The 22,567-nt window shown below is 43.2% G+C and carries 16 protein-coding genes and 1 tRNA gene; 10 read left to right on the top strand and 7 right to left on the bottom strand.

All coding sequences use genetic code 11. From position 1 onward, the window contains the following. Positions 1-69: 69 nt before the first annotated feature. Positions 70-417: a hypothetical protein gene (locus tag BHV83_RS21865; RefSeq protein ID WP_005645476.1), complete on the bottom strand. Its 348-nt coding sequence runs from the start codon at positions 415-417 to the stop codon at positions 70-72. 331 nt (positions 418-748) lie between these two features. On the opposite strand from BHV83_RS21865, the gene BHV83_RS20220 reads away from it, so the two are divergent. From BHV83_RS20220 to BHV83_RS20260, 9 genes are all read left to right on the top strand, one after another. Beyond that, complete coding sequence (locus tag BHV83_RS20220; protein WP_122206271.1) at positions 749-1,747, top strand: FecR family protein; 999 nt, start codon at positions 749-751, stop codon at positions 1,745-1,747. A gap of 119 nt (positions 1,748-1,866) precedes the next feature. Beyond that, positions 1,867-5,262 carry a TonB-dependent receptor gene (locus BHV83_RS20225; RefSeq protein ID WP_122206272.1) on the top strand — a complete coding sequence of 1,132 codons (3,396 nt, stop codon included), beginning with the start codon at positions 1,867-1,869 and terminating at the stop codon, positions 5,260-5,262. A 12-nt stretch (positions 5,263-5,274) separates the two neighbouring features. After that, positions 5,275-6,897: a RagB/SusD family nutrient uptake outer membrane protein gene (locus BHV83_RS20230; protein ID WP_122206273.1), complete on the top strand. Its 1,623-nt coding sequence runs from the start codon at positions 5,275-5,277 to the stop codon at positions 6,895-6,897. Positions 6,898-7,256: 359 nt separating this feature from the next. Further along, positions 7,257-7,814, top strand: coding sequence for an RNA polymerase sigma-70 factor (locus BHV83_RS20235; RefSeq protein ID WP_005645480.1), 558 nt, complete (start codon positions 7,257-7,259; stop codon positions 7,812-7,814). A gap of 179 nt (positions 7,815-7,993) precedes the next feature. Then, the gene (locus tag BHV83_RS20240; RefSeq protein WP_122206274.1) at positions 7,994-10,876 is read left to right on the top strand and encodes an IolE/MocC family protein; all 2,883 of its coding nucleotides are present in this window, start codon (positions 7,994-7,996) and stop codon (positions 10,874-10,876) included. Between the two features lie 6 nt (positions 10,877-10,882). Then, complete coding sequence (locus BHV83_RS20245; protein WP_122206275.1) at positions 10,883-14,341, top strand: SUMF1/EgtB/PvdO family nonheme iron enzyme; 3,459 nt, start codon at positions 10,883-10,885, stop codon at positions 14,339-14,341. Positions 14,342-15,580: 1,239 nt separating this feature from the next. Continuing rightward, a complete protein-coding gene (locus BHV83_RS20250; protein WP_155144335.1) occupies positions 15,581-15,736 on the top strand; it encodes a hypothetical protein in 156 nt (51 codons plus the stop codon). Between the two features lie 97 nt (positions 15,737-15,833). Beyond that, on the top strand, positions 15,834-16,598 hold the full coding sequence (locus BHV83_RS20255; RefSeq protein WP_046452655.1) for a ParA family protein: 765 nt from the start codon (positions 15,834-15,836) through the stop codon (positions 16,596-16,598). Next, positions 16,595-17,047 carry a DUF3408 domain-containing protein gene (locus BHV83_RS20260; protein ID WP_046452656.1) on the top strand — a complete coding sequence of 151 codons (453 nt, stop codon included), beginning with the start codon at positions 16,595-16,597 and terminating at the stop codon, positions 17,045-17,047. Before BHV83_RS20255 ends, BHV83_RS20260 begins: the two co-directional genes overlap by 4 nt. Before the next feature lie 142 nt (positions 17,048-17,189). Here BHV83_RS20260 and BHV83_RS20265 read toward each other — a convergent pair whose 3' ends face one another. Then, on the bottom strand, positions 17,190-17,582 hold the full coding sequence (locus BHV83_RS20265) for a hypothetical protein (RefSeq protein WP_005645488.1): 393 nt from the start codon (positions 17,580-17,582) through the stop codon (positions 17,190-17,192). Positions 17,583-17,620: 38 nt separating this feature from the next. Then, on the bottom strand, positions 17,621-18,181 hold the full coding sequence (locus tag BHV83_RS20270; RefSeq protein ID WP_122206276.1) for a sigma-70 family RNA polymerase sigma factor: 561 nt from the start codon (positions 18,179-18,181) through the stop codon (positions 17,621-17,623). A gap of 280 nt (positions 18,182-18,461) precedes the next feature. Here BHV83_RS20270 and BHV83_RS20275 point away from each other — a divergent pair, with 280 nt between their 5' ends. Further along, on the top strand, positions 18,462-18,920 hold the full coding sequence (locus BHV83_RS20275; protein ID WP_122206277.1) for a UPF0158 family protein: 459 nt from the start codon (positions 18,462-18,464) through the stop codon (positions 18,918-18,920). Between the two features lie 489 nt (positions 18,921-19,409). On the opposite strand, the gene BHV83_RS20280 is transcribed toward BHV83_RS20275, so the two are convergent. The 4 genes from BHV83_RS20280 to BHV83_RS20295 form a co-directional block, all read right to left on the bottom strand. Continuing rightward, positions 19,410-19,697 carry a hypothetical protein gene (locus BHV83_RS20280; RefSeq protein WP_022321215.1) on the bottom strand — a complete coding sequence of 96 codons (288 nt, stop codon included), beginning with the start codon at positions 19,695-19,697 and terminating at the stop codon, positions 19,410-19,412. Positions 19,698-19,801: 104 nt separating this feature from the next. After that, on the bottom strand, positions 19,802-21,022 hold the full coding sequence (locus tag BHV83_RS20285; RefSeq protein ID WP_286757948.1) for a site-specific integrase: 1,221 nt from the start codon (positions 21,020-21,022) through the stop codon (positions 19,802-19,804). Between the two features lie 239 nt (positions 21,023-21,261). Next, positions 21,262-21,334 (bottom strand) — tRNA-Lys (locus BHV83_RS20290). A gap of 78 nt (positions 21,335-21,412) precedes the next feature. Continuing rightward, positions 21,413-22,561 (bottom strand): AI-2E family transporter, encoded by a 1,149-nt coding sequence (locus BHV83_RS20295; protein WP_005635451.1) that lies wholly within the window; start codon positions 22,559-22,561, stop codon positions 21,413-21,415. Positions 22,562-22,567 lie beyond the last annotated feature (6 nt).

A 22,567-nucleotide genomic window follows, 5' to 3' on the forward strand; every position in this document is an offset into this window, starting at 1 on the left:
AAGTTATTGACAAACTTTTCAAAGAACTCATTTTATTTACTGCCAGAGCCGCTTAGGCTTGGCGAATTTTTAACGAACTATTGATTTAGACAATAAATGATTATATGAATACTCGCACTCGGTAATCAAGAACAAATTATTACCGAGTATTTTTCTTATCTCATCTCGATATACGGATGTATCCCCTACAATCCCTATGACCAATTCATATGTGGTATTAACATAAGATCCCGTATAATAATTTGGATATATTGTCTTACCCAAGCTATCCACGAGAAACGAATCCTTATATTTATCCTTATTTGTATTGGCGATGGTCGCTTTATCTGGCAGATTTTTCCAGATTCCCTCGTCGGCATTCTTATGTAGACAAGAACACATTGTACTAATCAGCGACAATAACAGGAGTATTTTCATATTGTTTAATATAATACAACCATTATTCACTATATATTTTTTTAAACTTAGAGCCTGTTTGAGTTTATTTGTTTAAAATAAATATATATTCAGAGAAGGTAGAACAAGAGTTAGTACTTCACAAAAAAAATTTCGAAAGAGTTGAATATATATGACTTCGTATTTACTAATGTATTTCCTTATTTTTATGCTTTAGAAGATCTTGTTTATTTTTAATCCCTTTGAGGGAAACTATTTATTAACTAAATATTCCCAATCATATACCCTCCCTCTTCTTTTTTGCGCCTTTATTAAATGAGTGTCGATACTCAGATGTTTTTAATTGGAGCAAATGAATCAAATAGATAATTATATACAATCGTTTCTGAATGGATCTCTGGGGGCTGAAGGGCATACTGTTTTGCGACAGTGGATCAAAGAAAAGCCGGAGAACAGATACTATTTCCAAGCCCAGGTTGCCATATGGAAAGTGACCGGTGTGATATCGAATGCGGAAGAATTCGATGTGACAGGTGCTATCAATCGATTTAATAAGAAAGCAAAACAGGTAAATCGAATCGATTTCTATCGTTGTACGTTGAGGTTTTCGGTTGTCGCTATCATTCTTTTAATATGCGGAATTTCTTCCTTATTCTTTTTGTGGCAGTCGGAAGGGAGAGTTTCAGAAGTTGTGGAAGAATATAGGGAATATGTGGTTGAGGTTCCGGACGGAGCAAAATCTAAAATTACATTTCCGGATGGTTCCATTGTCTGGCTGAATGCTGGGAGTAAGGTAAAGTATGATTCAAACTTTGCCAAGGCTTCGAGAAAAGTGGAACTGACAGGTGAAGGTTATTTTGAAGTAAGCAAGAATAAGGAATTACCATTTGTGGTGAGTACGGGGAAATTGTCTGTAAAGGTACTTGGTACAAAATTCAATCTAAAATCCTATGAAGAAGACTCAGAGTTGAAAGTAACCCTCAAAGAGGGCGCGGTGAAAGTCGGAGATTTTTTGATCGATGCCGCTCCGGTCGAGTTGAAACCCAATCAGAGGTTTACCCTCAGGAAAGCAGACCTGAGCATGCAGGTGGATTCAGTGGATGCCAGCCATATAGATAACTGGCGCAATGGAGCAATGACCTTTGATAAAGTTCCGCTGGAAGAAATAGCCAAAGAACTGAAACGTCTTTATAACATACCGATCCGGATAGAAAGTGATAAGCTGAAGCAGATAGTCTACTATTCTGATTTTCAGGAAAATGTATCGGTAGAGAAGGTCCTGGAGATATTGTCATCCGGTAATAAATTCCGGTATGAGATAAAATCGGAAGAGATTCGAATTTTCAATTAATATAAGTCAAACTAAAAAGAAGATGTGAATGAGGAGAAAGTAATTGTAACCATGGGTGGAAAAATTCATAAGCCCCAAAAAATGAAGTGATTAAAAGTTAAATCTTAAACAAGTGAAGTATGAAAAAAACATTTAGAAAATCTGTTCAGGACTTGCTGTCTGTAAGGGCAGGACGTTTGGTGAACTTAGCAGGTGTATTTCTTGTTGCCGGAACGCTTTCGCTTAGTGCGAGTACTTATGCAACTGAACATATGCTTTCCTTAAATCTTAAAAATGCCACGATCCGTGAGGCTATTGAATCCATCAAGAGCCAAAGCGAATTTTCATTCAGTCTGGATGTGAAAGACTTGAATTTGGATGAAAAAGTGTCTGTATCCCTGGATAATAAGACAATCAATGAAGTATTGGCGGTATTGTTCAACGGACGTAATGTCCGATACGAAATCAATGATCGTCATGTGGTGATTACCCGTGCCGGACAGGTGGGATCGAATGCTGTGATGCAGCAGGTTAAGCAAATTACAGGCCGTGTGCTGGATGCCAATAATGAACCGATTATCGGTGCGAATGTGGTAGTTGAAGGAACGACAATCGGTACAGTGACGGATGCGGATGGTAATTTTGCGTTGGATGTGCCTGATGGAGCGACATTAAAGATTTCTTATATCGGTTATATCGAACAAAGTATCTCTGTGAGGAATAAATCTGTTATATCTGTTATCCTGAAAGAAGATTCACAGGCATTGGATGAGGTGGTTGTGGTCGGTTTCGGTACACAGAAGAAATTGAACTTGACTGGTGCGGTAACGGCTGTAACCGGTGAAGAAATGACGAAACGTCCGGTTACGAATGCGGCAACCATGTTGCAGGGACAAGTTCCGGGTTTGCGTGTTAACCAGGGTTTGGGTGCACCGGGTGCTGAAGCAACCACTTTCCGTGTGCGTGGCCAGGGTACTTTCTCGGATGCCGGTTCCGATCCGCTAGTATTGGTAAATGGTGTTCCGGGCAGTATTTCTAACCTGGACCCGAGTATGATTGAAAGTGTTTCAGTATTGAAGGATGCTGCTTCAGCCGCTATCTATGGTGCGCGTGCTGCCAATGGTGTGATCCTAGTTACAACGAAACAAGGGGCAGAAGGGGATGGCAAAGCGCATATTGCTTATCATGGTAATGTGGCGATTTATAATCCGACCCGTATGTATGATTTGGTGACTAATTCTGCCGAATATATGGAACTGTATAATCTTGCCAAAGCGAATTCCGGTGCTGGAGAGCGTTATACGCAGGAACAGATCAATGCTTACCGGAATGGTGGTGGTAGCGTACAGTATCCTAATTTTGACTGGTTGGATTATATGTTTAATCCGGCTGTTGTCCAAAACCATAATTTGTCGATCGCCGGTAATGCAGGAAGGACTACGTATAATGTGGCTTTGAATTTTGTAGACCAGCCAGGTACGTTGAAAGGTTTCGATTACCAAAAGTACAATGCAACTGTCGATTTGACTTCACAAATTACGGATTTTATCAAGATCGGTACCTACACCAATTTGATGTATGGTGATCGGGATGAACCTCGTCAGGGACAAAGTGACGTTTTACTTTCGACGATGTCGCAAGCTCCGACTTATATGCCTTGGTTGCCGGACGATGGGTCAGGAGTTACCCGTTGGACAAATTCTGCTTATTCATTCGAATCTCACAATAAGAATATGCCGGCTATCATAGGTACGGGTACGAATAAGAATTATCAGGATTTCGATATAAATGCGCAATTGTGGTTGGATATTAAATTGGCCAAAGGACTGAGCTGGTACACGAAAGGTGCCGTTCGTTTGCAATCTAACAAATGGAAGGAATGGGGAGGTTCTGATGTCCCTATTTATGACTATCATACAGGTGAACAAACAGGTTATCTGGATAGAGGAGCAAACGGCTTGACGGTAGAAGACCAGCGGCGTTTTTATACAAATTTGTATACCTATCTGAAATATGATTTCACAACTCCGAACCTGTATCATAATTTCAATATCATGGCTGGTTATAGCCAGGAGTCTGAAAAGTATGAAACGGTAAGAGCTTTCAGAAAAGAGTATGCGTTCGATCTGCCGGTGATTGATGCGGGATCTAATGCGAACTGGTCTAATGAAGGTAAATTGGAAGAATGGGCTATTCAGTCTGTTTTTGCCCGTTTGAACTATAATTTTAAAGAACGTTATTTGTTTGAAGCAAATATGCGTTATGACGGTACGTCCCGTATTTCTTCAGAAAATCGTTGGGGTATCTTCCCATCATTCTCTGCCGGTTGGCGTATTACCGAAGAAGATTTTATAAAAGATTTGAATCTGAATTGGTTGAATAATGCCAAGATCCGTGCTTCTTGGGGACAGTTGGGTAACCAGAACATTGGTCTGTATCCTTATCAGGCAATGATTGCCGGTGTTTCTAACTATCCGTTTGATAAGAAAACAGAAACGGTAGGTTATCAGCAGAAAGCATATGCAAACCGTGATATCAAATGGGAAACTACGACTATAACTGATGTTGGTTTCGATTTGCAGGTGTTTAATGGACTGAATGTAACATTTGACTGGTATAAGAAGGTGACTTCAGACATTTTACGTAAATCTCAGGTTTCAAACATTTTAGGTTTGGAAGCTCCGACTGTTAATAGCGGAGAAGTTGAAAACAAAGGTTTTGAAATTGCTTTCAATTATAATAACATGATTACAGACGGTGTCTTCAAAGGTTTGCAATACAATGCCGGTGTTTATTTTGACCGTTCAAGGAACAAATTGACTAAGTTTGGTGCGGAAGAAATAGATGGATATAAACTGAGAAGAGAAGGACTTCCTTATAATGAATACTATATGCTGGAGTGCATCGGTATTTTTGCAACGGAAGATGAAGTAAAAAATTCACCGAAACAGTTTAATGACAACACATTGCCTGGCGACTTGAAATATAAGGATCAGGATAATAACGGCGTGATTGACAACAATGACCGTGTACCTATTTCAGGACGTTTCCCCGGATTTGAATATTCTGTCAATCTAGGAGCAAACTGGAAAGGCTTCGACCTGTCTTTGCAGGGACAAGGTGTTTCGGGTAAGAAATGGTATACAAACGAGTGGGGAATTTATCCGTTCCGTCAGGGATCTGCTCCGACACGTGAATATATAGAAGGCATGTGGACGGAAGAAAATCCGTATAATGCTGAACATCCGCGTCTGTATTTTGATAATTTGGGCGGTAATAAGAATACCAGACCAAACACTTATATGTTGCAGAATGCTTCTTATTTCCGTTTGAAGAATTTGACGTTCGGTTATACTTTGCCTAAATCTGTTACGGATAAAGTAAAGATGTCGAGAGTAAGAGTTTATTTCTCAGGGGATAACTTATTGACGTTTACGAAATTCTATGGGTTGGATCCGGAGCGTGAAGGTGATGGACGTGCTGCTGTTTATCCACAGAATAGAATTTGTTCATTTGGTTTGAATGTTGAATTTTAAAAGTAGAATGCAATGAAAAAAATAGTAAATATTATATTGGCTTCGGCTTTGTTAGTGAGTTCTACTACTTCTTGTAGTGATTTTTTACAGAAAGATCCCCCTTCTTCACCTTCACAGTCTATTTTTTGGCAGAAAAAGAGTGATTTTCAATCTGCATTGGCAGGAAGTTTTTCTATGGTATATGAATGGCCGGGAGTCATGTCGCAAATTGTGGCTTGTTTTGATAATCTTACTGACAACTCCATTTGCCAGCATGACGAGGATACATACGGAAAGACTAAGACGATTGCTTTAGGTGATTTAGATCCGAATACTTCCGGGTATGTGACTTACATGTATAAGCATTGTTACCAAGGTATAGCTCGTGTTCATTTATTGATGGAAAATTTGGAAGCTTATCAAGGAACTGATATGTCTGCTGATGAGAAATCTTTTATGCTTGCGCAAGCGAAAGCATTGAGAGGATATTTTTATTCCTGGTTGTACCAGTGTTATCGGGAAGTTCCTTTGGTTACAGAGTCTTTGACAATGGATAACATGTATCAGGCAAAAGCTTCACGTGCTGATATTTATGCTCAGATAATGAATGATTTTGACGGAGCCATAGCTGCTTTGCCGGATAAACCTTATTCTGATGCCCAAATGTCCGGATATTTCTCTCCGGGTGCTTTGAAAGCACTTAAGGCTCGTCTCATGTTGGCTGAAGCCTACGATGATAAAGGAAATGCAGATCCTTCTAAAATGGGGGATATTGTTTCTTTGTTGGAATCAATCAATGGGTATAGTTTGGCGGATCGGATGCGTGATAACTTTATATCTTCCAAGCAGCTGTCTTCTCCTGAGATTATGTTCTCCGTTCGTTATTTGGCACCGAATATAACCCATAGTATGGACTTGTATTATGCAGCATGGACTACTTGCGGTGTGACTCGTGATTTAGTAGATGCATTTGAGTGTACAGATGGTCTGAAATGGGGTGAATCTCCGTTGACTGTCCCAGTCGATGAATCTTTACTGGCTACCGGAGAATTAGGAGATGCTAATAAAGCTGAAAGGACTAAATTGTTCCAAAATCGCGATCGTCGTTTGTATGAAACGGTTTGCCATAGTGGTGTAGCTGATTTCTCGATAGATGGACAAGATGGAGAGCCGGTAACAATTACCAATCAGATGCAAACAGGATTTGGAATGATGAAGTTGATTCAGCCGACAAAAGAAATGCCGAGTTATTCGACTATATCTGATGCGGATGTAATTATTTTACGTTATGCCGAGGTGTTGATGATGATTGCTGAAGCAGAAAATGAAGTAAACGGACCGACTCAGAAAGTATATGATGCGGTTAATCAGATCCGTGTTCGTTCCGGTCAACCTGAGTTACCTACCGGTTTGACTAAAGAGCAGATGCGTGAACGCATTCGTAATGAATGGCGTGTAGAATTTGTATTTGAAGGCCATCGTTACTTTCAACTAAAACGTTGGAAATTAATGGAAAAATTAGTGAATGGTGCAGCTGATCCTGCACTACCCACTTATATAAAGGTCTTTAAGCCTGCATTCTATTATTTCCCATTGCCACAGAGTGAAATTGATAAAGCTGGTGGTGTTCTGGTTCAAGATCCGAATTATATTTAATAATGTAGTTTAAAAAAAGGAATACCAGGGAGGTTTTTTTAGTTGATTTTCCTGGTATTTTCTTTGATAATTAAAGTTTTAGCCATTAAAAAGAAATGACTAAAAAAAACGTTCCTTTTTTTTAGTCATTTTTATTTTCTCGGAGTTGTTATTTTTTTGGGCTTAGAAAAGGATTTATCTTTCACATTTTTAGTACTTTTAGTGGCAATATCTATTTGAATGAACAAGACTGAAAAAATGACTAAAAAAAAGGAACGTTTTTTCTAGTCATTTTTATTTGGCAAATGGTATTGAGGCTTAATTAAAAAACTGAAATACATATATATGCATTAATAAGGGAATGCATTTAATCAGGGAGAATGGCTGTCGTTGGTGAGATTTTAGACTTGAAGAAGGGAAATCATAAAACTTTTGAGCTTTTATTCAAAAAGTACTATGTTTTTCTTTGTTATGAGGCACGTTCTTACATCACGGAAAAATATATAATAGAGGAGGTTGTCGGTGATGTATTTCGCTGGTTATGGGAAAACAGAGAGACATTGGTTATTACTTCCGTCAGGGCTTATTTAGTCAGGGCTGTTCATAATGCGTGCTTGTCATACCTTAGGCAAAATCAACCTGAATATGTGGAGTTGGATGATACTGTTGTAGAAAGGAGTACTTTGTTTTCTCTGGATGAATCTCCCCTCGATTACGTTCTTTCTAGGGAGTTGATAGAGCGGGTTGATAAAGCAGTGAAAGAACTACCTTCCCAGTATAAAAGGGTTTTTGAACTGAGCCGATATAAAAATTTGACCTATGCCGAGATTTCGGAAGAAATGGGTATTTCTATTAATACTGTAAAACTGTATCAGAAGAAGGCGTTAGCGCAACTTCGTTTGGTTCTAAAAGAATACTTATCGACTTCTTTGGATTAATCTGATTTGAACAGTTTTATAGATCTATATTTGAAAATATATATATTTATTTCGTTTATAAACTTTTTTATGGACGAAAAGATGCTGATTTGCAAAAAGTAAACAAAACTTTGTTGTGATAAAAGATAATCGGTTTATCAGTTGTCTTTATGTTAATGTAACAACAATAATAAATATTTATGAAAAAGATTTTTATACTTATTGTTTCGTTGGGATTGTTGTATCCTGACCGACCGTTTGCACAGAACAGTATTAAGCTGTATCCCTATCAAATGCCCCCGTCCCATCATCCCGATTATCAACGTCATCATGTGAAATCGCCGGATGCCTCTTTCTTTAATAACAAAATTCAGTTTATAGCCCTTCGTGATCTCTCCGGAGATTACAAGCAAAAGCTCGATCAATGGGTGGTGAAAGATAAACTAGGGGATATCCTGTGGGTTTCCTATCCGCTGGTTTTTCAGGATAATCTGAAAGAGGTCGTTGCCGAGATAAAGAGAAGAAACCTGTATCTGTTCGACCTTTGGGGATATATTCCCGGTTCTGGTCCTGGTGGGTACTGGACCCAGTTCGTTATCCCGGACGGCGTACTCGATCTTTTCGAGAAAGAACTGGGCGACCATTGGCTGGGCATGGATAACGGTGAACAGGATGGGCGTTATGTCGGTAGTTTTGCTCCCCGTATGTATCCTTTAGGGGCAGACCGCAAACAACAATATTTTAATTTCCAGCGTCATTTTCAGGAAATGGGCGATCAGTTGGGAAACAAAATGGCGACGCTTGTTTCTCTGAACTTCGGACATTATTTTCTGAAAGAAGGCGTTTATACCCTGATCGGAGCTGAAACGGCGCAGGGTTTGCCTAACTCACAGATCTATTATTCATTTATCCGTGGAGCCGGGAAACAGTATGGTGTAAACTGGTTCGGAAATGCTTCCGTATGGAATCGTTGGGGATGGAAATCGTACGATTCGAATGCGGAAGGTATCGATAATGATTACAATAGCGGAGGTCCGCTGAAGGGAACCTCTCTCGGATTGCTGAAACGGTTGATCTATACTCATTTGATGTACGATTGTGTGGCTGTCGGTTTTGAAGGGTCCATGCGGATAGATGATAAGAAGCTGAGTCCCATCGGAAAGATACAGCAGAGTGCGGTTAAATGGGTAGATAAATACGGTGATCCGGGTGTGATGTACACACCGGTAGCATTGATGACCGATTTCTTTTCCGGCTGGTCTTTCCCGCGTCATCTATATTCCAGACAGGCTTATAAAGTATGGGGGAATCTGCCGTATGAGTTGCCGGATTATCTGACGGACGGAATGCTTGATGTTTTGTATCCGGGTTATCAGGATGCTTCCTATTATAAAGATGAAAGAGGGTTTATCACTCCGAACCCTTACGGAGATATTGCTGACTGTCTGATGAGTGATGCCCCGCTGTGGGTATTGAAACAATATCCGGTATTGGTCATTGCCGATGAACTGCATCCGGGGCAGGAGATTAATGATAAACTGAATGCCTATATACACGCTGGTGGTCATCTGGTCATTACGGCTGGTTCATTGAAGAACATGCCGGATGGAATAGCCGGTATCCGTACCGGAGAAAAGACAAAGGTATGTACTGCACCGATTACATATAAAGGTGAGTCATTCAAGGAGCGTGCTCCTTACACATTAGCCGAATTAATCTATCCGGCTTCCGCTACTGTATTGCAAAAAAGTAATGAAATTCCGGCTGCCATCGAATTGAATGCAGGCAAAGGGAAAGTGACAGTTCTCGCTTCTCCGTATGGCGTTACAGAGCAACCGCAATGTGAATTGCCTGTAAAGGTGATGGAAGAAAAGCCGTTGGATAAACCTTATCCAATACTGAACCATACGAAAGCACTGATGGAAGATATTTTTACTTCTGTGCAACTGTTTGAAACCAATCCGGAGTTAAGTCTTGTGACCTGTACGAGAGGAAACGGCGAATATACGGTTCTGATCTCCAATGAGTCTTGGGAACCGAAAGAGTTTTCGATCGGAACAAAGGCGGGAAAAATAGTTTATATCAAAGAATTACCGACCGATTGCTCGGAGATGCAGGCAGTAGGCTATGCACCTAAGGTGATGCTGAACACATCGTTTGGTAAAAACACAGCCCATACGATAGCTGGTGGAAATGTCCGTATTTTCCGCGTCTGCCTGGATAATAAGGCAGACGTGACAGTTATGCCGGAAAGTACTCCAGTAGCGAATACGATCGGACGGGCGCTTGTACTGCGTAATATCCAGGATGTAAAGGAAGAAATCCTTTCACGCCCGACATTCTTCGAACATTATGACCGTGTCGTGATCGACTGGCGTTATCTGCATAACCGGGAAAAAGAGACTTTGAAACAGGAGGCCGGCTGGCTGGGACGGCAGAAACTGAAAATGACGGTCGACCTGACTTCGGGGCTGAACCTGTATCCGGATTTGAGAATTGTAAATAATGATCCTCCTTTCTATCAGAAGAGTATGGAGGCGATGAAAGGAGTTATCGATAAGATGGAAATACTAGGTGCTGACGAATTGTTGATTTCTACCCAGCGGACCATCGAAAATAATTATACGATGGAACAGTTTTATGCTTCGCTGAAAGAATCCTTCCAGGTATTATCTGATTATGCGGCAAAGAAAAATATCCGTTTGTTGCTGAGACAGTCTGTCGGCCGTACGCCTGATACGATAGAGGGGCTTCAGAAACTGGTCGGGGAGGTGAACCGCCCGAACTTTACATTAGCTCCGGCCCTGTCGTTGCTGTTGAATAACGAGGTCAGTCTGGATGCCGATTTGAATCGTCTGAAGCAGATGGAGATCAAAGAAATCCTCATTTCTGCACCGGAAAAGGATATTCATGATCAATTGTGGAATACCAATGCTCCGATATATAAATCCGATAAAGCAACACTTATCCGTAAAATACTGGCTGCATTCCCGCAGGTGGATTATATCATGGATGGTCTGTATGCTTCGCAGGATGAAGAGTATCTGGATGGGAAAGCGATGGACGAATTTGTTATTAAATAAACATCTATGTGGAAGAAGTTATTGATTACAGGATGTGTGACCTTCAGTTTGTTGAGTGGAGGTACATTATCCGCACAACCCAGTTGTGAGATAAAGGAGGAAGTTACCTCTGAACAGCTTGACAGGACCCAAAAGGAACTGGTTGCTATGATGAAAGAGTTAAAGAACGACTCTTATTTTCAGACCGAACTGGACAAGGCTGCTGTTCAGTCGAGTCTATCCAAACGGATGGCAGCATATAAAGATCTGACAGTCCGCTTACTGTCTGTTTTGGAGATACAGGCTGAACTGGAATGGATGAAGCCGGAAGCTATTCAGGAGGCTTTAGGTATCATGAAAAAAAGTTCTGGATTTGATGCAGTATTGGCGGATAAACGTTTCGGTGAATTGAAGTCGTTGCTGGCTGGTGGTTTTGATGGTATTTATACCGGAGATGCTCAGGCTATCGACAAGGCAAATAAAACATTGACTTTAAAACGAAAGTTGATGCTGATGAGTCCGGATGTGAATGTCGACAAAATGTTGACGGTTAAGTTCGATCTGGGCGAAAGAGCTAATTTCGTTGGAGCGGGCAGTCTGGGGATTCAGCCGAACAACTGGTCGAACCTAAGTTCTGCCAGCCGTAAGAACTTTAAGGCTCAACTGGTTGAATTGTCGGGCTTGCAAAGTGGCGAATTGAGCGAGAAAGTACTTTATAAACCGGCTGTGGACGGTTCTTCCGTTACCGACTTGGTATTGAACTGGGACGGAAAACGTTTGATGTTTACCGCTTTGGATACGACAAGGAGATGGCAGGTACATGAATTGGATATCAACAACGGAGAGGCTAAGCAGGTTACCAATATCCCGGAACCGGATCTGGAGTTCTTCGATGGAACCTATCTGCCTGACGGACGTATGCTGGCGATCTCCAATATCGGTTATCAAGGCGTACCTTGTGTAAACGGTAGTGATGCGGTTGGTAATATGGTTCTGTATGACCCCAGTAACGGTTACCTGCGCCGTCTGACTTTCGATCAGGATGCGAATTGGCATCCGGTAGTGATGGCAAACGGAAAAGTAATGTATGTCCGTTGGGAGTATACCGACCTGACACATTATTTCTCTCGTATCGTGATGCACATGAATCCGGACGGAACCGAACAGAAGTCGCTGTATGGTAGCGGTTCCATGTTTCCGAACAGTATTTTCGATGTGCAGCCGTTACCGAAGCATACCAACCGTTTCGTCGGAGTTATCTCCGGTCATCATGGAGTGGCCCGTTCCGGTCGTCTGATGATTTTTGATCCGGCAAAGAGCCGTAAGGAAGAAAAAGGAATGATTCAGGAATTGCCTTTCCGTGGTCGTCCGATCATTCCGGAAGTAAAAGATGAACTGGTGAACGGCGTATGGCCGCAGTTTATTAAACCGTATCCGCTGACGGACGAAACTTTCTTGGTAACAGCCAAACTGTCTCCGTACAGTCGTTGGGGAATTTACCTGGTGGATATTTATGATAACCTAACATTGGTTGCTAATGCCGACGATGCCGGTATGATCTATTCTGTTCCGGTGAAAAGTACTCCTATACCTCCGGCAATCCCAGATCGTATCAAACCGAATGAAAAGGAAGCGACTGTCTTTATCCAGGATGTCTATGAAGGCGAAGGCTTAAGAGGCGTTCCGCGTGGAGAGATCAAGTCGTTCCGTGTGTATGCATACGAGTATGCGTATCGCCGGACATTATCCGATCATTATAACCACGGTATCCAGGCAGGATGGGATATCAAGCGTTTGCTGGGTACAGTTCCTGTGGAGAAAGACGGCTCTGCTATCTTTAAGATTCCAGCCAATACACCTGTTTCTTTGCAACCGTTGGATAAAAACGGACGTGCCGTACAATGGATGCGTAGCTGGCTGACCGGTATGCCGGGCGAAGTCGTTTCGTGTGTCGGTTGCCATGAAGACCAGAATACCATTCCTGTTCCGAAACGCGTGCAGGCTTCTACCCGTCAACCTCATGAATTGAAAATAGCGGAAGGCGGCGTTCGCCCTTATACTTTCGCTTATGAGATTCAACCCATTCTTGATCGTGCTTGTGTGGCTTGCCACGATGGAAGCAAACCGGAACGTCCGAACTTCAAGGATACGACATCCGTAGGTATTACCGACTGGAGCGGTACACGTTATTTCCAGAAGAGTTATCTGGCTTTCCATCCGTATGTGAACCGCCAAGGGCCGGAAGCGGATATGTATGTCATGAGCCCGTATGAGTACCATGCTTCTACCAGTGAGATTGTTCGTATGTTGGAACGTGGACATCATAATGTGAAGCTGACCGACAACGAATGGGAGCATCTGGTTATGTGGATTGATATGAATGCACCGGGCCGTGGTACATTCGATGCAGATCTGTTGAATGGTTACGACCAATATACACGTCGTAAGGAGCTGGCTGATAAATATGGCAATGCCGGTGTGGATTGGCGTAAAGAGTTGGCCGATTATGCTTCTTATCTGAAAGGTAAAGGAGAAATCTGTCCGGCAATGCCGGAAAAGGTGACTTCGGCAAAACATAAAGCGGTAAAGATGAAAAGATGGCCGTTGACGGCTGAAGATATTCAGAATCTGTTATCAAAGGAAACAGGACTTCGGAAAGATGTGGAAGTGGCTGATGGTGTAAAGATCACTTTCGTACGTGTACCGGCAGGCAAGTTTGTAATGGGAACGAATGATGCTTATCCGGATCAAGCCCCTGCATTCAAGGCCGAAGTAAAAAAGGGTTTCTGGATGTCGGAAAAAGAGTTGACCAACGAACAGTATAATGCGTTGGTTCCGGAGCATGACAGTCGTATCTATGCACAGTTCTGGAAGGATCATACAACTCCCGGTTATCCGGCCAATAAACCGAACCAGCCGGTTATCCGTGTCAGCTATGAAGAAGCTATGAAGTATTGCGATATACTTTCGGAAAAGACCGGATTGAAGGTGACGCTTCCGACAGAAGTGCAGTGGGAGTGGGCCTGTCGTGGTGGTAGCGACCAGCCGTTTTGGTATGGTGCGATGGATGCCAACTTTGGCTCGTATGAAAACCTAGCGGATGTCCAGTTGGAAAAAATGGCGGTAACAGGTATCGATCCGCAGCCGATGGCAAAGGATAATCCCTGGTTCCCGTATTACAATTATCTGCCGAAAGTTGAGACGGTCAATGACGGTATGATGATACCGTCCGATGAATATAACTACAGGCCGAACCCGTTCGGGCTGATCAACATGCATGGTAACCTGCAGGAATGGACTCGTTCACTGTATGCTCCTTATCCTTACAGTGAAAAAGCCCAGGCGACAGCTGATACCCGTCAGGTCGTGGCCCGTGGCGGTTCATGGATAGACCGTCCGAAAGATGCTACAGCAACTGCCCGCCGTGTTTATCTGCCCTGGCAGCGTGTCAATAATGTGGGGCTTCGCCTGATCATTGAGGATTGACTTGGGTGAAATATGTATCATAAAATATGTAATTGGAAACTCTAAAAGAATGAAGTGTTTGATTAAACATATTGTCTTATTGTCAATTATTGGATTTCTATTAGCTTGTACTCAACAATTTCGCTCTGATTCTTGAAATCGGATACTTTTAAGCGGGAATTGTGGGGTACAGTTGGATACAGCAGCAACAGGGATTATTTCTGGTTGGTTGTCCCGATTCTTTATTCCTGCCATGTACTACCGGTTATGAAAGAAAGGGTATTTATAATACAGATACGGTGCAGACTACAGCTCTTTCTAAAGAGTATGTGTTTGAAGAAATAGCACTGTACACAAGACTGTATGTATACCGGAGGAGTGGAGAGGTACATGTATCCGTTTGATAATGGAACGGACTAAGCCAACGACCGTTTGGATTGATGGGAAAGAGGTTGGAACTAATAGTAATATTTCTACAGCCCAACAATATGAGTTGTCTTCTTATTTATCTCCCGGATCTCATGATATTGCTATTATAGTGGATAATGGGAAATAGGCTGTTCCGGAAAAAGTGTATGGATCTTCTCATGCCTATTCCAGTTCCACACAGACAAACTGGAATGGGATTATTGGTGACTTTTTTCATAAAATACATTCTTTTTCAAGCCGATATCTCATAACAAGTCAATCTTGCAGGATATCGGCTTTTTATATTCGGTCACGGAACAAATCTACGATCAAACGGATTTCCTATGTTCTTTTCGGCATTCAGTCGGAAACTGTACTTTTGTCTACCGGATCTTTTTGGGGCTTTCTACCCGTCCTTATCCCTGTTGTTTTCTCCATACACATGAGATTTTTGGTTTGTACTTTTTTCTTCTAGAATCCGCGACTTTGGAGCGGATTCTCCCGCCCTTTTGTCGGACAAGGACACAACTTGCTCTGTTCGCTTGAACAGAGAATCCTCATAAATTCGGATTGCCATGCAACGTTTACACAAAAAGAGTTTTTTTCTGATCAAATTTTGTTTCAATGCCCGCTTTTAAAGAGAAGTATAACCGCTTGGTTATCTGTTAGTATCCGGACATCTGGTGACATCTGATGTCACCAAAGCCGGATTTGGCGGCATCTGCCATACTTTTGTAACGGGATATAAAAACGGTGTCATGCCCGGTCACCGGAATATCCCCATGTCGGCGCTCCGACAGTTCCTGCTATTGACATTCCATCATGATGTTATGTCAATATGTCAAGAGGAAAATGGAAGATCGTATTGCAAGTATGAGAGTTTCTCATGACAAGCTCCGGAAATGTCGGGACCCCGTGAAAATGGTACGGTACCGGCAGACAGCCTTCCTGCATTCTTCCGGCACGGCTTTGGACCGGCGGGGCGGGAATGTTTTCGAGATGACATGACAGTTTCATGATATGGGAAACCATCGGTACAAGGAGCCGGCGTGATTAAAAAAGGACGGGACAACAAAACGATTATTAACCAATCATTCGGAAGCCTATGAGCAAACGATGTGTCTTTGTCGCCATGAGCAGTCAGAAAGGCGGCGTGGGCAAGTCCACCATGACGGTGCTTCTTGCCGGTTATTTTCATTACGTAATGGGATATAATGTCGCGGTCGTGGACTGTGACTATCCCCAGTTCAGTATCAAGGCGCTGCGCAGTCGGGATACCCAAAATGTGGAAAAGAACGTGAATCTCCAGCGTATGTTGTGCGGACAGTTCGACCGGACAGGCAAAAAGGCGTATCCTGTCCTTACCAGCGTTCCGGGCAAGGAACTGAAGACGGCACTTCCCTTGACAGGTGGGTGTGACATTCTCTTTTTTGATCTTCCGGGAACGGTGAACTCGCCTGGAGTCATTAAGACGATTGTCAATATGGACTATGTGTTCACCCCGATCATACAGGACCGTATGGTGATGCAAAGCAGCCTTTCCTTCTTATTGGCCCTGAAAGACTTCATACAGCAGAATCCGGACATGCCCTTGAAGGAAATCCGTATGTTCTGGAACCGGATGGACGGGCGTGTATCCAAAAGGCTGTCCTATCAGTACGGACTTCTTTTCAAGGAACTGGGATTGAAGGCTCTCGATACGGTCATACCGGATATGGAGCGCTATGGCAGGGAAACCTCCCCCGAGGAGCGGATCCTTTTCAGAAGTACGCTTTTCCCTCCTTCCGGGAAATTGCTGAAAGGCAGCGGTCTTGATACGCTGGCCGGAGAGATAGAATGCATTATCCATCCTGACAGGCAAAAGGCATGAGAAGAAAGGAATTTATGAACGTGAATGAGGAACGCCTGAAAGAGATCATGGCGCACGAGACCGATGCCGACGGATGTCCGAAGACGCATCCGGACGGGATAGAGAAAGAGGAAGACAGGGGAAAGGAAGGGAAGGAGTCTGTATCCATACCCGATGGCAGGACAGAAAAGCCGACCGTTTTCCACAAGCCCGCTGTCCGGTCAGGGACCTCCCTTGCGGAAAGGATGAAGACATATCGTGCCGACTATCTCAGCCGCAGGGAGTACGTCCACCGCAAGCAGACCTATATCAGTTATGAGACCTACCGCAGACTGGCACGCATACTCCCCCTGCTCAGCGAGGGCATGACCGTACCGGCATTCCTTGACAATGTGCTCAACCGTCATCTGGACGAGCATGGGGATGTGCTTGACGAGATGGTCCGTACCGGTACACGGAACTCACGCTGACACGTGGAACGATGGGAATGACAGACGAAAAGACATGGGAACCTGTTCGTCCCGCCAATGGAGTGTGACAAAAAGAAAGGGGCGTCCGGCGGGTCTATACCCGGTCAGACACTCCTTGGTGTATATTTATTTTATGTACAGCCTATCTTAAAATCGGATTCGAGAGCAGTATCTTGTAATAGACCGTTCCGTTCACCTCCATGGGTGTCTTCGCCATCATGAACTGTACGCTTTTCCGCTCCACCTTCGCCTGCCGCATGAGCCTGTGCACGATAAACCCCGCAGAGAATCTTGCACACCTTTTGTCCTTCCATACGATGAACCCGTCATCATCGGTGGTACGGCAGATGTACCAGTCCCCCGTCTCGTCATCATGCGCAAAGCTTACCCGGCCTCCGCCAAGAACACCCAGTTCAATTGACATCATCTTTGATAGATAGACAGTTCCCCTGCTGTCCAGATTGATGGTCCGCTTGCCCTTGTATGTGACTTCCTGCGGACGGGAATTCTCCTTGTTATATACGATAAGTGCCATAGTCCTTTCCTTCTATAATGGTGATAAATGACTTCCGTTCAGGATATCGCTCCTTCAATTACCAGCATCTGGCTCCTCCACGCAAAACTCCTATGCGAGCGCACCGCTTCCACTATGGCGCATACTTTCTGTGATATTGCTATAGCTGAGATGCCCATGCATTCCGCCAGTGCCTTGAAAGAGAAACTGGCCTCGTAGAACCGGAGCATGAACATCCGGTATTCGTCATAAGAGAATTTCTGCCGGATAAAGCGGAGTATGTCCCTTACCAGCCTCTCACATCCGTTCAGGTCGTCCGTGGAAAGAAACTCCGCCTCCTCACCGCATCTGAGGAAAAAATCGTCTTCAGGATGGGCATACCGGTTCTCTCTTTTTATCTTTACCAGAGCCGCTTTTTTGTAGCATCCGACAAAATACGCGTCATAATCCGTTATGTCCTTTCCGGGGACTAGCACCTGCTTCCTTACGAAAAGGTAGGTGTCATGGAAATTGTCCTCGTCCAGCATTCCGTACCGGCGTAACGTCCCTCTCAGTCTGTCATAGGATTTAGTGAACCATTCGTTGAACAGTCTTTCTTTTTCTGTGCTCTTGTCTGCCATAGCCTTATATTTTTTTGAGTTATACATGGCCTACACGGGTAGGCATTCTTATTTCTTGTGCTTCCTCCAGTTTGTTTTTCGGCGGTCTCCGGCAAGGCTTGCCTTCACGAGCAACCAGCCCGCAGGGCCGCCTTGTGGGACCGATCTGAAAAACAACTTTCTTTGCCGCAAGAAATGAGGATGACAGATTGCGTTACATTTATTCGTAAAAGCTTTTGTTATTTCCACCTCATGATGTATTTTCGTGAGTGCTTATTACATTTTAGAAAGCAGACGGGAAATGGAAGAATATTCGAAATATCCGGTAGAGGTAATCAGTGGCATCGCCGAAGAAACGGGCATGGGAATGGTCTGTTTCTTGAATCCGGACACTTTGGAAACCGAAAGCGTGCCGGGAGCTTCATACGGTTCTTATGAGTGTGGAGATTTTGACAAATATTATCAGGAAGTTTACAGGAAGGTGGAGCGTTGGGAGAACTGCGTCCGCATTGACCCGCCGGAGCTGGGAGAGTCCTTCGGGATCATGGAGCGTTTCATTCGGGATTGCATACCGGATGATGCCGGAATAAAAGAGAGGTTGCGGAAAGCCGTATCGGGACGGAAGCCATTCAGAAATTTCAAATATGTCATTGATGGAAGCGAATACCGTCAGAAATGGTTTGATTTCAGACAAGGACAACTCGAGCGGCTTGTAGCGGATTACCTGAATAGCCTGGATATAGATGCGTCTGCCAAATAAAAATCATTTTTAGACTTTTTCTCATATTTTTATATACAAGGATTTGAATATGAGAATCTGAGCAGAACGGAGAAACTGGATGGTTTCCAAATTGTATATACAAAATGTAGAATCTCACAGATTTGCATAACTATCTGTCAAATAGTATTTCTTCCATATTCTTCCCATTCAAATCCTGTTCATTACGGAGTAAGGATATGTTGTGGTATTTCTTTGTGAGTTTTGGATATATTGACTCAATATATCTGATAAGGCGCTTCTCTTCCAATGTTCCAAAACTATCCTCGTAAGAGTGCCAATCGGCTTTTGAGAGGTCCATACACAGATACATATTCTCTGTTTCCAACATAGACTTACCAATTCTTTAACTGTTAAGTAATAATTTTTGTGTACGTTCACAGAGACTTCTTGTATCTGTTTCGGACGGAAAAGCTTTGTTCCTTATCCGATACCGCCTTTTGACAACAATGGTTCTATCTGATGGAGAACCTATATTGCACAAAAAAGTTTCTCTTTCTGCGTCAGATCATCCAACACTTCTTGTTTGGCATATACCAGAATATTGATTCCCGCTAAATATGAGTAACCCTTGATAAAGTTCTTAATAGACTCCAAATTGGAATAAGAATCTTTAAGATTTGAGAACTTAAAAGTATCAAAACGGTTAATCACAGCACGAATGACATGATTACCAAATTTTCCAAACATAAATGCAGGATAAGGAACAGAGATGGTATTTGATGAAGTCTCGGATTCAAATGCTAAACCGATACTCATATCTTGTTGATATGCCACCTAATCTCAAGTGAAATCATTTTATGGGATAGTTTCATTTGGAATCAGGTGGCTTCAAGTATGGTCTGATTGTTTTCCAGTCCTTATCAGACCACGAATTTGCTTCTCATCCCTTTCATTTCTTCGGAAACGGTCTTGTCCAAAACCCTCGCGTATATTTTGGTTGTCCTGATGTCTGTATGCCCGAGCATTTTCGCAACGGATTCCATTGAAACCCTGTTGGCCAGCGCGACGGTCGCGAATGTATGCCTGGCCACATGCGTGCTCAGTGGTTTATTGATACCGCATATGTCAGCGATCTCTTTCAAATAACTGTTCATCCGCTGGTTACTGGGTACCGGCAAGACCACTCCTTTTTTCAGGCATTCCGGATGTGTCTTGTACTTCTCCAAAATCATCCGTGGAATGTCCAACAGTGGAATGTCACACATGTTGTCCGTCTTTTCCCGGGCTTTTCTTATCCAGTACTCGCCATTGACATCCTTTATTATGTGTTCATATCGCAAGTGCTGTACATCGGTAAAGGCCAGCCCGGTCAGCGCACAAAACACGAATATGTCCCTGACCGTTTGCAGGCGGGGAATGGTGAATTCCTTTTTCAGAAGTATGTTCAATTCCTCTTCCGTAAGGAACGCCCGGTTCGTTTTTGTTTGTTTAAAATGAATCTCCAGAAAAGGATCGTCCGTTATCCATTTGTTCACAAGCGCCACTTTTATTATCTTCTTGAAGTTTTTCAGATATTTTACCGTGGCATTCTGGGCACATGATTTTTCTGTTTTTACATAGTGCTCAAACCGGGCGATGAACTCATGGTTTATCTCTTTCAAAGGTATATCGTTCATCCTGTATTCCTTTTGCAGCAGTTCACCCAGATACCTCGCGGTCCGTTCATAGCGCAGGACAGTCCCGGCGACATAATCCTTGCCCATCAACTCCCTGTACTTTCGGTTATGTTCCTGGAAAACCTCCAGCAGCATCTTCGGAGAGTCTCCCTCCCCGTAATAACGTCTTTTTAAGACATCGGCCGTGATCGGCTTCCCGTCCTGCTCCAGTTCCCTGTGGATCTGTAAAACTTTCATACGGACCGTATCCAGATAATGGTTCAATTCCATAGATTTCCTTTCCTTACCTATGGCACATTCCTTTTGGGAATTCCACTTGGAAATGTCCACGCTTCTTTTAATCTGTATCTCGGCCCGTTGCCCGTTAACCGTTATACGCATACAAATGGGTGCCTCTCCGTTTTTTAGGAGTTTAGACTTCTTGATGAGGAAAAGAATCGTAAAGTAGTTTCTCTGCATAGCCATACTCAAAAAAATGATGTTACAAAATTAATTTTTACGAGTCGGTTTCGAACCACGCAAAATTCGGAAAATCAATGAAATATGATCTAATTCGGTGGACTTTTTCAGGTAGATGTCAAGTCCACCTATTTCACCTGTGATCATCACTGTTTTTTGCGGTGAAATGCAGTATTTGGAGAAAATAAAAATCCCTGATAATGATTGATTATCAGGGATTTGCTTGATTTTTCTTTTGTTTTCAGTGATCCGCCTGGGGTTCGAACCCAGGACCCCATCCTTAAAAGGGATGTGCTCTACCTGCTGAGCTAGCGAATCATCCTGTGCGTTACTTCTGTAATGCGGGTGCAAAGGTAGGGCTTTTTTTTATATATGCAATAGCTGATGCAAGTTTTTTTATTCTTTTGGGAATGTTTTTTTCTTTTGGACCTTTGACAACTCGTGCTTCTCTACAAGAGACTGGTCTTCTTCCATAAGTATAAAACGTTTATAATAAGAGAGAAAGAGAGTTGTCAGGGGGAGAGCGATGATTAAGCCGATAAAACCTAATAAAGTTCCCCAAATGGATAAAGAAAGAAGGATGATGGCCGGATTCAGTCCCATAGCCTTTCCCATAATGCGGGGAGTGAGATACAAGTCTTGTATGCACTGCACGATGCAAAGGACGAGAATTCCCGATCCGAAGATCAGCCAAAAGTTTTCTCCGGTCTCCGCAGCTTTGAGGAGACTCAGCAAGATCATCGGGATGATACCGATCGTTTGCATATAAGGAATGAGGTTGAGGAAACCGATGAATAACCCTAGGATAACGGCCAGCGGGAAACCGACGATCTTAAATCCGATGGCGAAGAGGATGCCGACACATAAGGCAATCAATGACTGTCCGCGGAAGTAGCGGTTCATACTATATTCGACATCGTCGGCTAACCCTTGGACAAAGGGGCGGTAACGTTCGGGAATCAGGCGGATCCAACCGTTGACAATCCGTTCGTAATCCAACAGGATAAAGATGAAGTAAAGGAAGATTACAAACACGATCGTAATACTGAACAGAATGGAGAAAGTATTAGTCAGTACGATCCACATTTTGGGAGCGATCTGTTTGACCGCCTTTTCTATGTTCTCTTTGCTCAGGAGCTGTGCCAACTGGTCCGGGTCGATATTCTTTTCCAGATACTCTGCCCATGACTGCGGAATCATCGGGATATGTCCGTAGCCGCTGTTATGTTCCTGCATCAGTTCCAAAGTCCGGTTGAACTCCTGGGTGACAGAGGGGACGATCACGACACCCACCAGTGAGATCACCAGAAGGGTAGACACGAGAACGGCCAGGATAGACAGCAAACGGCTTTTCAGCTTGACTTTATACTGGAAGAACTTGACGAACGGCTGCATCATATAAGCCAGCAGCCAGGCAATCAGGAATGGTAACAAAGCATTTCGCAGGACGGCGATCAGGTAGATGATACCACTGATAACAGCCAGGCCGAACAGAATACGTGCTACCCTGTCGAATGTGAACGGTTTATCAAACAATGGGTTCATATTAAA

Source organism: Parabacteroides sp. merdae-related_45_40 (assembly GCF_001915675.1).